At 71.9% G+C, this 12,002-nt stretch carries 11 protein-coding genes; 8 read left to right on the top strand and 3 right to left on the bottom strand.

Going from position 1 to position 12,002, the window contains the following annotated elements; genetic code table 11:
- Positions 1-120 precede the first annotated feature (120 nt).
- From rimP to ACFYYH_RS09690, 8 genes are all read left to right on the top strand, one after another.
- Positions 121-618: a ribosome maturation factor RimP gene (rimP, locus tag ACFYYH_RS09725; RefSeq protein ID WP_388548215.1), complete on the top strand. Its 498-nt coding sequence runs from the start codon at positions 121-123 to the stop codon at positions 616-618.
- Positions 619-620: 2 nt separating this feature from the next.
- Positions 621-1,706, top strand: coding sequence for a transcription termination factor NusA (gene nusA / locus ACFYYH_RS09720; protein ID WP_388548212.1), 1,086 nt, complete (start codon positions 621-623; stop codon positions 1,704-1,706).
- 164 nt (positions 1,707-1,870) lie between these two features.
- Positions 1,871-2,164, top strand: coding sequence for a YlxR family protein (locus tag ACFYYH_RS09715; RefSeq protein WP_388548210.1), 294 nt, complete (start codon positions 1,871-1,873; stop codon positions 2,162-2,164).
- A 149-nt stretch (positions 2,165-2,313) separates the two neighbouring features.
- Positions 2,314-5,478, top strand: a complete 3,165-nt coding sequence (gene infB, locus ACFYYH_RS09710) for a translation initiation factor IF-2 (protein WP_388548207.1) — start codon at positions 2,314-2,316, stop codon at positions 5,476-5,478.
- A gap of 163 nt (positions 5,479-5,641) precedes the next feature.
- Positions 5,642-5,935 carry a DUF503 domain-containing protein gene (locus ACFYYH_RS09705; RefSeq protein ID WP_388548204.1) on the top strand — a complete coding sequence of 98 codons (294 nt, stop codon included), beginning with the start codon at positions 5,642-5,644 and terminating at the stop codon, positions 5,933-5,935.
- Between the two features lie 54 nt (positions 5,936-5,989).
- Entirely contained in the window at positions 5,990-6,481 is a 492-nt protein-coding gene (gene rbfA / locus ACFYYH_RS09700) for a 30S ribosome-binding factor RbfA (RefSeq protein WP_388548200.1), read from the top strand.
- Positions 6,478-7,377: a tRNA pseudouridine(55) synthase TruB gene (gene truB, locus ACFYYH_RS09695; protein ID WP_388548197.1), complete on the top strand. Its 900-nt coding sequence runs from the start codon at positions 6,478-6,480 to the stop codon at positions 7,375-7,377. Before rbfA ends, truB begins: the two co-directional genes overlap by 4 nt.
- Before the next feature lie 291 nt (positions 7,378-7,668).
- Complete coding sequence (locus ACFYYH_RS09690; RefSeq protein WP_388548194.1) at positions 7,669-8,631, top strand: bifunctional riboflavin kinase/FAD synthetase; 963 nt, start codon at positions 7,669-7,671, stop codon at positions 8,629-8,631.
- Positions 8,632-8,748: 117 nt separating this feature from the next.
- Here ACFYYH_RS09690 and ACFYYH_RS09685 read toward each other — a convergent pair whose 3' ends face one another.
- From ACFYYH_RS09685 to ACFYYH_RS09675, 3 genes are all read right to left on the bottom strand, one after another.
- Complete coding sequence (locus ACFYYH_RS09685) at positions 8,749-9,771, bottom strand: ABC transporter ATP-binding protein (RefSeq protein ID WP_388548193.1); 1,023 nt, start codon at positions 9,769-9,771, stop codon at positions 8,749-8,751.
- A 165-nt stretch (positions 9,772-9,936) separates the two neighbouring features.
- Complete coding sequence (locus tag ACFYYH_RS09680) at positions 9,937-10,917, bottom strand: ABC transporter ATP-binding protein (protein WP_388548863.1); 981 nt, start codon at positions 10,915-10,917, stop codon at positions 9,937-9,939.
- Between the two features lie 110 nt (positions 10,918-11,027).
- Complete coding sequence (locus ACFYYH_RS09675; protein ID WP_388548190.1) at positions 11,028-11,876, bottom strand: ABC transporter permease; 849 nt, start codon at positions 11,874-11,876, stop codon at positions 11,028-11,030.
- Between the last annotated feature and the right edge of the window lie 126 nt (positions 11,877-12,002).

Here is a 12,002-nt window from a genome sequence, read left to right as displayed (position 1 = left end):
GCAGGCGAGCGTACCCGCGGGTCATCCGCGGGTGGACGGCAACACCCCTTCGGACCGGATACCCTTTGATCTGACACACGACGATCCCACAACAGCACACGCGGCCGAGGAGTCACCCGGATGAGCACCACCCAGAGCGAAAGGCTGCGCGGACTGCTGGAACCGCTCGTCAGCGCGAAGGACCTGGATCTGGAGGAGATCGAGGTGTCCCGGGCAGGCAGGCGTCGTGTGCTGAGAGTCGTGGTCGATTCGGACGAGGGCGTGGACCTCGACGAGTGTGCCGAGCTGAGCCGCTCCATCTCCGACAGGCTCGACGAGACCGACGCGATGGGCGAGGACGAGTACCAGCTCGAAGTCACGTCCCCCGGCGCCGAGCGCCCCCTGACCGAACACCGTCACTATCTGCGCGCCGTCGGCCGGCTGGCCAGATTCCATCTGCACGAGGACGGCGAACTGGTGGCGCGCATCCTCACCGTGGACGACGAGGGTCTCGGCGTCGAGGTGCCGGGCGTGAAGGGGCGCAAGCCCACCGCCCGCCGTGTCGAGTTCGCGTCGATCGCCAGGGCGCGCGTGGAGATCGAGTTCAGCCGCAAGGACAAGAAGGAAGAGGAGGCGTAGCCGTGGACATCGATGTGAAGCTCCTGAAGGGCTTGGCACAAGAGAAGGAGATCCCCTTCGATCTGCTGGTCGAGGCGATCGAATCCGCCCTCCTCATCGCCTACCACCGCACCGAGGGCAGCCGCCGCCACGCGCGGGCCGTCCTGAGCCGGGACAACGGGCATGTCACGGTCTGGGCCAAGGAGGACCCCGCCGAGCTGGAGGACGGGCAGGAGCCCAAGGAGTTCGACGACACCCCGTCGGACTTCGGCCGGATCGCCGCGACCACCGCGCGCCAGGTCATCCAGCAGCGGCTGCGCGACGCCGAGAACGACGTCACCTTCGGCGAGTACGCGCGCCGGGAGGGCGATGTCGTCGCCGGTCTGGTGCAGCAGGGCAAGGACCCCAAGAACGTCCTCGTCAAGCTGGACGACAAGCTGGAGGCCATCCTTCCGGTGCAGGAACAGGTGCCGGGCGAGGAGTACACGCACGGACTGCGGCTGCGCACCTATGTGGTGCGGGTGGCGAAGGGCGTGCGCGGGCCCTCGGTGACGCTCTCCCGTACGCACCCCAATCTGGTGAAGAAGCTCTTCGCGCTGGAGGTCCCGGAGATCGCGGACGGCTCGGTCGAGATCGCCGCGATCGCCCGCGAGGCGGGCCACCGCACCAAGATCGCCGTACGGTCGACCCGCTCCGGCCTCAACGCCAAGGGCGCCTGCATCGGCCCGATGGGCGGACGGGTCCGCAATGTCATGGCCGAACTGCTCGGCGAGAAGATCGACATCGTCGACTGGTCGGACGATCCGGCCGAGATGGTGGCCAACGCGCTCTCCCCGGCCCGGGTCAGCAAGGTCGAGGTCGTGGATCTCGGCGCCCGTTCCGCGCGGGTGACCGTGCCCGACTACCAGCTCTCGCTGGCGATCGGCAAAGAGGGCCAGAACGCCCGGCTCGCCGCCCGGCTCACCGGCTGGCGGATCGACATCCGCCCGGACACGGAGCAGCCGGAGGGCGAGGACCGTGACCGCGGCGGCGAGGGTGACCGCGGTGACGACCGCGGGCGCGGTGGAGACCGTGACCGCGGCGGCGACCGCGAGCGCGAGCGGCGCTGACCCCTCGCCGTGCCGGGCCCGCGTCCGTCGGGAATGATCTACGGAGGGGTCCCGTCGCGCCGTGCGACGGGCTCCCGCCGGGAGCCGGCACGATCTTCGGAGCTGTCACGCGTTCGAGTCCTGCCCCGAAGGGGTGAGGCCGGCGCGGGGAGGTAGACTTGAGCATGTCTGGCCGGACGAGCGCCCGCGCCTGCCCTGAGCGAACCTGCGTGGGGTGCCGGGAGCGAGCGGCCAAGAACGATCTGCTGCGCATCGTGGTGGTCGGGACACAGTGTGTCCCCGATCGACGCGGTACGCTGCCCGGCCGGGGTGCGTATGTGCACCCCGCCTTGCACTGTCTCGATCTGGCGGTCCGCCGCCGGGCGTTCCCCAGGGCCTTCCGGTTCCAGGGTCCGCTCGACAGCGCGGAAGTACGCCGGGCCGTCGAGCCGGTCACGGTGCAGGCGGCACCACTGTAGGAAGAAGTACGGCACGGAACCCCGTGCGGTTCAGGTACCTCGCGAGTTGGAAGTAGGTCGAGATTGCGATGAGCACTCGATGAGTACGCGATGAGTACGCCCATGAAGTAGCGACGGTCCGGCGGTAACCCGGACCTAAAAGGAGCGAAGTGGCTAAGGTCCGGGTATACGAACTCGCCAAGGAGTTCGGCGTGGAGAGCAAGGTCGTCATGGCCAAGCTCCAAGAACTCGGTGAATTCGTCCGTTCGGCGTCGTCGACGATCGAGGCGCCGGTTGTACGCAAGCTGACCGACGCTTTGCAGGGGCCCGGCGGCAACGCCGGCAGGACCACTGCGAAGCCCGGGGCGCCGCGCAAGGCGACCCCCGCCAGGCCGGCCGCGCCGGCCGCCCCCGCCGCACCGGCCGCGTCATCGGCTGGGTCTTCCGCCCAGACGGCGCGTCCCGCAGCACCCAAGCCCGGTGTCCCGGCTCCCAAGCCGGCCGTCGCCGAGGCACCCAGGAGCACTCCCACCGCGCCGAGCCCCGGACCGCGTCCGGCGCCGGCCCCCCGGCCCGCCCCGGCCGCGCCGAAGCCGGCGCCCGCGGCTCCGGCCGTCCCCGAGTTCACCGCGCCCCCGTCGGCCCCGGCCGCCGGTCCCCGGCCCGGTGCCACTCCCGGACCGCGTCCGTCCTCCCGTCCTGGCAGCGACCAGCGCGACCAGCGTGACCAGCGCCAGGGCGGCGACCGTGACCAGCGTCAGGGCGACCAGCGGCAGGGCGGTCGCTCCGGCGGCGCGCGCCCCGGCCAGGCCCCGCGTCCCGGTGCCCGTCCGGCCGGACCGCGTCCCGGCAACAACCCCTTCACCTCCGGCGGTTCCACCGGCATGGCGCGCCCGCAGGCGCCCCGTCCCGGCGGCGCCCCGCGTCCCGGCGGCCCCGGTGCCCCCGGTGGCCCGCGTCCGCAGGGCTCCGGCCAGGGCGGTCCCCGTCCGCAGGGCGGACCCGGCGGACAGACCGGACGTCCCAGCCCCGGTGGTATGCCCCGTCCGCAGGCCCCCCGTTCCGCGGGCGGTCCCGGCGGTGGCCCCGGCGGCAACCGTCCCAACCCGGGCATGATGCCCCAGCGTCCTGCGGCCGGTCCGCGTCCCGGCGGTGGCCCCGGCGGTGGCCGTGGTCCCGGCGGTGCGGGTCGTCCCGGCGGCGGCGCCGGCGGCGGCGGTCGTCCCGGTGGCGGCGGCGGCTTCGCCGGTCGTCCCGGCGGCGGTGGCGGCGGCGGTGGCTTCGCCGGCCGTCCCGGCGGTGGCGGCGGTGGCGGCGCTCCGGGCCGTCCCGGTGGCGGTGGCTTCGGTGGCGGCGGTGGCCGTCCCGGCTTCGGCGGACGTCCGGGTGGTCCCGGTGGCCGTGGTGGCACACAGGGCGCGTTCGGCCGTCCCGGCGGGCCCGCCCGTCGTGGCCGCAAGTCGAAGCGGCAGAGGCGCCAGGAGTACGAGGCCATGCAGGCCCCGTCGGTCGGCGGTGTGATGCTGCCTCGCGGCAACGGACAGATCGTCCGCCTGTCGCGCGGTGCCTCGCTCACCGACTTCGCGGAGAAGATCAACGCCAACCCGGCGTCGCTCGTCGCCGTGATGATGAACCTCGGCGAGATGGTCACGGCCACGCAGTCGGTCTCCGACGAGACGCTCCAGCTCCTCGCCGACGAGATGAACTACATCGTCGAGATCGTCAGCCCGGAGGAGGAGGACCGCGAGCTGCTCGAGTCCTTCGACATCGAGTTCGGCGAGGACGAGGGCGGCGAGGAACTCCTCGTGTCCCGTCCGCCGGTCGTGACCGTCATGGGTCACGTCGACCACGGTAAGACCAGGCTGCTGGACGCGATCCGCAAGACGAACGTCGTCGCGGGCGAGGCCGGCGGCATCACCCAGCACATCGGTGCCTACCAGGTGGCCACCGACGTCAACGGTGAAGAGCGCAGGATCACCTTCATCGACACCCCGGGCCACGAGGCGTTCACCGCCATGCGTGCCCGTGGTGCGAAGTCCACCGACATCGCGATCCTGGTGGTCGCGGCCAACGACGGTGTGATGCCGCAGACGATCGAGGCGCTGAACCACGCCAAGGCGGCCGACGTGCCGATCGTGGTCGCGGTCAACAAGATCGATGTCGAGGGTGCCGACCCGACCAAGGTGCGCGGTCAGCTCACCGAGTTCGGTCTGGTGGCCGAGGAGTACGGCGGCGACACCATGTTCGTCGACATCTCCGCCAAGCAGGGTCTGAACATCGACAGCCTGCTGGAGGCCGTGGTCCTGACCGCGGACGCCTCGCTCGACCTGCGGGCCAACCCGGAGCAGGACGCGCAGGGCATCGCGATCGAGGCCCACCTCGACCGCGGCCGCGGCGCCGTCGCCACCGTGCTCGTCCAGCGCGGCACGCTGCGCGTCGGTGACACGATGGTCGCCGGTGACGCGTACGGCCGGGTCCGGGCCATGCTCGACGACAACGGCAACAACGTCGACGAGGCGACTCCCTCGACGCCCGTCCTGGTCCTGGGTCTCACCAATGTCCCGGGTGCCGGTGACAACTTCCTGGTGGTCGACGAGGACCGTACGGCCCGCCAGATCGCCGAGAAGCGTGCCGCCCGTGAGCGGAACGCGGCCTTCGCCCGCAGGGGCGTCCGGTTCTCCCTGGAGAACCTGGACGAGGCCCTCAAGGCCGGTCTCGTGCAGGAACTCAACCTCATCATCAAGGGCGACGCGTCCGGTTCGGTGGAGGCCCTCGAGTCCTCGCTGCTCCAGCTCGACGTCGGCGAAGAGGTGGACATCCGGGTCCTGCACCGCGGTGTGGGTGCGGTCACCGAGTCGGACATCGACCTGGCCATGGGCTCCGACGCCATCGTGATCGGCTTCAACGTGCGCGCCGCCGGGCGTGCCGCGCAGATGGCCGAGCGCGAGGGTGTGGACGTCCGGTACTACTCGGTCATCTACCAGGCGATCGAGGAGATCGAGTCCGCCCTCAAGGGCATGCTCAAGCCGGAGTACGAAGAGGTCGAGCTGGGCACGGCGGAGATCCGCGAGGTCTTCCGCTCGTCCAAGCTGGGCAACATCGCGGGTGTTCTCATCCGCTCCGGCGAGGTCAGGCGCAACACCAAGGCCCGGCTCATCCGCGACGGCAAGGTGGTCGCGGAGGACCTCAACATCCAGGGTCTGCGCCGCTTCAAGGACGATGTCACCGAGATCCGCGAGGGCTTCGAGGGCGGTATCAACCTCGGAAACTTCAACGACATCAAGATCGACGATGTCATCGCCACCTACGAGATGCGCGAGAAGCCGCGCGGCTGACGCGTGGTGCGGTCCAGGGCACTGCCTTGGACCGCCGAGGTCGGGGCCGGTCGACGGGACGAATTTCCGTCGATCGGCCCCGGCCGTTGCGTGTACGGTTCTTGTGCCCCTGCCAAGCGCTGGCAGGGCACCGAACCCGTACCGGCGGGACATCCGGACAGGCATGCATGTGGGGACGCTGTCCTTCGATCTGCTCCTCGGCGACGTACGGTCGTTGAAGGAGAAACGCTCCGTCGTCCGGCCGATCGTCGCCGAGCTCCAGCGGAAATTCGCGGTGAGCGCGGCCGAGACCGGCGCTCAGGACCTCCATCGCAGGGCCGAGATCGGTCTGGCGGTGGTGTCCGGTGACTGGGGCCATCTCACGGACGTGCTCGACCGGTGCGAACGCCTGGTCGCCGGGCATCCCGAGGTGGAACTGCTGTCGGCGAGACGGCGGCTGTACGGCGACGAAGACTGACAGACGAAGACTGACCAGTAGACAAGAAAACCCAGAAGGAAGAGTGACGGACCGGTGACCGACAACGCGCGGGCCCGCAAGCTGGCCGATCGCATCCAGGTCGTGGTCGCGGAGACCCTGGACCGGCGTATCAAGGACCCGCGACTGGGCTTCGTGACCATCACGGACGCCCGCGTCACCGGCGACCTGCGGGAGGCCACGGTCTTCTACACGGTCTACGGCGACGACGAGGAGCGCGCGGCCTCCGCGGCGGCCCTGGAGAGCGCCAAGGGCGTCCTGCGTTCCGAGGTGGGCCGCCAGACCGGCGTCCGCTTCACACCGACGCTGGCATTCGTCCCCGACGCCCTGCCGGACAACGCGCGCACCATCGAGGACCTCCTCGACCGGGCCCGCGCCAAGGACGCCGAGGTGCGGGAGGTGTCCACCGGCAAGACCTACGCGGCCGGGGCAGACCCGTACCGCAAGGCCGACGACGCCGACGGGGCAGCCGGGGACGGCACGGACGGCGCGGCCGGGGACAGCACGGACGGCGCCGCCGCGGAATGACTCAGCAGAACAAGACGCCCGACGGCCTGGTCATCGTGGACAAGCCGTCGGGCTTCACTTCGCACGACGTCGTCGCCAAGATGCGCGGGATCGCCGGCACCCGGCGGGTCGGCCACGCCGGCACCCTCGACCCCATGGCGACGGGCGTTCTCGTCCTCGGTGTGGAGCGGGCCACGAAACTGCTCGGGCATCTCGCGCTGACCGAGAAGGAGTACCTCGGCACGATCCGGCTGGGGCAGAACACCGTGACCGACGACGCGGAGGGCGAGATCATCTCGTCCGCCGACGCGTCCCTGGTCGCGCGTGACGCCATCGACAGCGGGATCGCGGCCCTGACCGGCGCGATCATGCAGGTGCCCTCCAAGGTCAGCGCCATCAAGATCGACGGCAAGCGGTCCTACGCCCGGGTGCGCGGCGGGGAGGAGTTCGAGATCCCGGCCCGTCCCGTGACCGTCTCCTCGTTCCGGCTCTACGACGTCCGCGAGGCCGTCGCGGACGACGGCACCCCGGTCCTGGACCTGGTCGTCTCCGTCGTCTGCTCGTCCGGTACGTATATCCGTGCCCTGGCCCGTGATCTCGGTGCCGGGCTCGGGGTCGGCGGCCATCTCACCGCCCTGCGCAGGACCCGGGTGGGCCCGTACGCGTTGGACTCGGCGAGAACGCTGGACGAGCTCCAGCGGGAGCTGACCGTCATGCCGGTCGCCGAGGCCGCCGCCGCCGCGTTCCCCCGCTGGGACGTGGACGGCAGACGGGCCGGGCTGCTGCTCAACGGCGTACGGCTGGAGATGCCGGCGTTCACCTCCGCGCCGGTCGCCGCGTTCGGTCCCGAGGGGCGCTTCCTGGCGCTGGTCGAGGAACAGCACGGCAAGGCCAAGAGCCTCGCCGTCTTCGGCTGAGACCGCAGCACCGCGACCGCGCCGGCCGCGACCGGTCCCACCGTGGAGCCGGGCAGGCACGCCTGCCCGGCTCCACGGCCCCCCTCCGAGAGGGATCTGTCCATCCCGGGCCCCTCACTCACCCCTGCGGGCGGGCGCTCGGGGGGAGAGCGGGAGCACTGGGGGGCGCGTTCGTACCGGAACCCCTCCCGGACCCCGGTGGCCGATGCGTGCCACGGGGGGCGGGCATGGCAGTCTTAGCATTGCGTGACTGGAAATGACGTACATGGGTTCGGGCGAGGAGCGGTCTCAGTGCAGCGCTGGCGTGGCTTGGAGGACATTCCCCAGGACTGGGGGCGCAGCGTCGTCACCATCGGCTCCTACGACGGGGTGCACCGCGGACACCAGCTCATCATCGGCCGGGCCGTGGAGCGGGCGCGGGAGCTGGGCGTGCCGTCGGTCGTCGTCACCTTCGACCCGCACCCCAGCGAGGTCGTACGGCCCGGCAGCCATCCGCCCCTGCTCGCCCCGCACCACCGCCGCGCCGAGCTGATGGCGGAGCTGGGGGTGGACGCGCTGCTGATCCTGCCGTTCACCGTCGAGTTCTCCAAGCTGTCGCCGGGCGACTTCATCGTGAAGGTCCTGGTCGACAAGTTGCACGCCCGCGCGGTGATCGAGGGCCCGAACTTCCGCTTCGGCCACAAGGCGGCCGGGAACGTCGGCGTACTGGCCGATCTGGGGCCGACCTACGACTACGAGGTCGAGGTCATCGATCTGCGGGTGACCGGCGAGGCGGGCGGCGGCGAGCCGTTCTCGTCCACCCTCACCCGCCGTCTGGTCGCCGAGGGTGATGTCGCGGGCGCCGGGGAGATCCTCGGCAGGCCGCACCGGGTCGAGGGCGTGGTGGTGCGCGGCGCGCAGCGCGGACGCGAACTCGGTTACCCCACGGCCAATGTGGAGACCCTGCCGCACACCGCGATCCCGGCCGACGGGGTGTACGCGGGCTGGCTCACGGCGGACGGTGAGCGGATGCCGGCGGCGATCTCGGTCGGTACGAACCCGCAGTTCGAGGGGACGGAGCGCACGGTCGAGGCCTATGCGATCGACCGGGTGGGGCTGGATCTCTACGGGCTCCATGTGACCGTCGACTTCCTCTCGTACGTCCGGGGGCAGCGGAAGTTCGAGTCGGTCGAGGCGCTGCTCGAAGCGATCGCCGACGACGTCAAGCGCTCACGGGCGCTCACGGAGGAGTACGACGCCCGTCAGGGCGTGTAGGGCGTTGTCGCGCGGGTCCCGCGCGCGGGTCCCGGCCGGACACGGTCTCCCATCGGGTCGGACACGGCCTCCCGCCGGGCCGGAGACGCCCCAGGGGTCCGGTGGAGATCCGTCCGCTCACATCGCCGTCGCCCAGTGGCACGCGACCTGCGCGGACGCTCCGCCCGTCAGCACCGGCGGTGACTCCGTGCGGCACCGCTCGTCGACCCCGGCCCGCGCGGCCTCGCCCGAGGCGAGCACCTGGCACCGGGCGTGGAAGCGGCAGCCGCCCGGGACACGGGACGGGTCCGGCGGCTCGCCCGCGAGGACGACCGGTGGCTGTCCCGACTCCGGCAGTACGGACAACAGCGCCCGCGTATAAGGATGCTGAGGCGCCGTCAGTACGTCCTCCACGGGACCCGTCTCCACGATCCGGCCCAGATACATCACCGCCACCCGGTCCGCGATGTTCCACGCCAGCCCCAGATCGTGGGTCACCACCAGCGCGGACAGCCCGAGTTCGGCGCGGAGCGACAGCAGGAGCGCGAGGATCTCGCCCCGTACGGACGCGTCCAGGGAGGCCACCGGCTCGTCGGCGACGATGAGTTCGGGTTCGAGGACGAGCGCGCCCGCGATGACGACCCGCTGCCGCTGGCCCCCGGACAGCTCGTGCGGATAGCGCGCGAAGAACCGCTCGGGCGGCCGGAGCCCGGCCCGGGACAGCGCCTCGGCCACGGCTTCGCGCTCATCGCCCCGGTACCGGTGGATCCGGAGCCCCTCGGCCACCGCGTCGTACACCGTATGGCGGGGATTGAGCGAGCCGCTCGGGTCCTGGAGCACGAGCTGGACGCGCTTGCGGTACGCCTTGAGGGCGCGGGAACCGTACTCCAGGGGCTCCCCGGCGAAGGTGACCCGCCCTCGCGTGGGCGGCACCAGACCGAGCAGGGTCCGCGCCAGGGTGGTCTTGCCGCAGCCGGACTCACCGACCAGCGCGACGATCTCCCCCGCGCCGATGTCGAGATCGACCCCGTCGACGGCACGGGCGGGCGGCGCGCCACGCCGCCCGGGGAAGGTGACACGCAGTGCGGCGGCCGACAGCAGAGGGCCCGGGGCCGGGTCCGGGGACGCCGAAGGGGCGGCGGTCACGGGAGTGCTCGTCATGAGTGGCTCCGTCGTCATGGGTGGCTGAGAGACGGCCGGGCCACGGCCGTACGGGGACAGGCGCGCGGCGAGAGGGCCTGAGGGGGGAGCGCCTGAGGGGGGAGCGCCTGAGGGGGAGGGCCCGCGGCGAGGGCCGGCGGCGAGCGGGCTCACCGTGGACGGGCTTCACCGCGGTCGCTCCGCCACGGCGACCTCCGGATCCACCCGTACACACGCCGCGCTCCGGCCGGGACCGGCGGCCCGCAGCGGCTGGTCCTCCCGTACGCAGATGTCCAGCGCGACCGGGCAGCGCGGATGGAACGTACAGCCGGAGGGCAGCGCCGAGGGGTCCGGGGGATCACCGGGCAGCCCGCGCGGGGCACGCCGGGACGCGGGATCCCCGACGCGCGGGAAGGCGGCGGACAGCGCCCGGCCGTAGGGGTGTCGGGCCGCGTCGTAGACCTCCCGCGCCGGACCCTCCTCGACGATCCGGCCCGCGTACATCACGGCGAGCCGGTCACAGGTGTCCGAGAGCACCGCCAGATCATGGCTGATCATCAGCAGACCGATGTCCTGCTCCGCGACGAGCCGTTCGATCAGCCGCAGGATCTGCGCCTGGATCATCACATCGAGCGCGGTGGTCGGCTCGTCCGCGACGATCAGCCGTGGATCGCAGGCGAGCGCCATCGCGATCATCACCCGCTGGCGCTGTCCGCCGGACAGCTCGTGGGGATAGGCGTCCGCGCGCGCGGCGGGCAGCCCGACCTGTTCCAGCAGCTCGGCGGCGCGCGCACGGCCGGCCGCCGGGGTGGCGCGCCGGTGCAGCAGCACGGGCTCGGCGATCTGGTCCCCGATCCGGTGCACCGCGTTGAGCGAGTGCATCGCGCCCTGGAAGACGATCGACGCTCCCGCCCACCGTACGGCGCGCAGCCGGCCCCACCTCATGGTGCGGATGTCCTCGCCGTCGAGCAGGATCTCTCCGGTCAGCCGCGCCGACGACGGCAGCAGCCGGAGCAGGGCCAGTGCCAGGGTGGACTTGCCGCAGCCCGACTCCCCGGCGACACCGAGCTTCTGTCCCGGCGCGAGGGTCAGGTCGACGCCCCGTACGGCGGGCACGGCCGAGGCCCCCGAACCGTAGGTCACGGACAGATTCCTGATCTCCAGCAGGTTCGCCGCGCCGTGCGCGTCCTTCGTGGCGTCTTTCGTGGCGTCCTTCGTGCCGGATGTACCGGACGTGTCAGACGTGTCAGTCGTGTCAGATGTGCCGGACGAGTCCGTCAACGGGCCACCCCCAGCTTCGGGTTGAGTACGGACTCGACCGCACGGCCGCAGAGCGTGAACGCGAGCGCGACGAACGCGATCGCGACTCCGGGCGGCGCCAGATACCACCAGTGCCCGGAGGAGACCGCGCCCGCCTCCCGCGCGTCCTGGAGCATGCCGCCCCAGGAGACGATGGTCGGGTCGCCGAGACCGAGGAAGGCGAGTGTCGCCTCGGTGAGGATCGCGCTGGAGATACCGAGCGTGGTCTGCGCGAGCACCAGCGGCATCACATTGGGCAGCACATGGCGCGTCATGATGTGGCCGTGTCCGCCGCCCAGTGCCCGCGCGCGCTCGATGTACGGACGCGACTCGACGGCGATGGTCTGGGCGCGTACCAGCCGTGCCGTCGTCGGCCAGCTCGTGACACCGATCGCCACGACCACCGTCCAGATGGACCGGGACATGACCGTGGCCAGCACGATCGCCAGGACCAGCGTGGGCATCACCAGGAACCAGTCGGTGACGCGCATGGTCACCGTCGCCGCCCAGCCGCCGTAGTGGCCCGCGAGGACGCCGACGAGCGTACCGATGGCCACCGACAGCGCGGCGGCCAGCAGCCCGACGGTCAGCGAGATCCGGGCGCCCCAGATCAGCAGCCCCAGCAGCGGCCGTCCGAACTGGTCCGTACCGAGCGGGAACCGGCCGCTCGGCGCCTCCAGCGCCTTGCCCGGCGCCCGGGTCACGCTCTGCACATCGCCGCCGACGAGCAGCGGCGCCGCCAGGGCGATCAGCGCGACGAGCGCGAGCCCGGCGAGCCCGAGGAGCCCGGCGCGATGCGTACGGTAGTGCTGCCAGAAGCGGATCACCGAAGCCCGTCTGCGGGCCCACGCGAACGACGACGCGGAACCGGGAGCTGACCCGGAGGCGGACCCGGAAGCAGCGGCGGAAGCGGGGCCGGAGGCGGGGCCGGAGGCGGCGGCGGACGGTGGCGT

This window comes from Streptomyces sp. NPDC002018 (assembly GCF_042890865.1).
In the GTDB taxonomy this organism is placed as follows: Bacteria; Actinomycetota; Actinomycetes; order Streptomycetales; family Streptomycetaceae; genus Streptomyces.
The sequence above is the reverse complement of the archived record's forward strand: the minus strand, read 5'-3'. Positions and strand labels throughout refer to the sequence as shown.

Excerpts from the sequence above, each read along its gene's own strand:
- truB (WP_388548197.1), top strand. The coding sequence starts at position 6,478 with ATGACTCAGCAGAACAAGACGCCCGACGGCCTGGTCATCGTGGACAAG.
- ACFYYH_RS09685 (WP_388548193.1), bottom strand. The coding sequence starts at position 9,771 with ATGACGAGCACTCCCGTGACCGCCGCCCCTTCGGCGTCCCCGGACCCG.
- ACFYYH_RS09705 (WP_388548204.1), top strand. The coding sequence starts at position 5,642 with ATGCATGTGGGGACGCTGTCCTTCGATCTGCTCCTCGGCGACGTACGG.
- ACFYYH_RS09715 (WP_388548210.1), top strand. The coding sequence starts at position 1,871 with ATGTCTGGCCGGACGAGCGCCCGCGCCTGCCCTGAGCGAACCTGCGTG.
- rimP (WP_388548215.1), top strand. The coding sequence starts at position 121 with ATGAGCACCACCCAGAGCGAAAGGCTGCGCGGACTGCTGGAACCGCTC.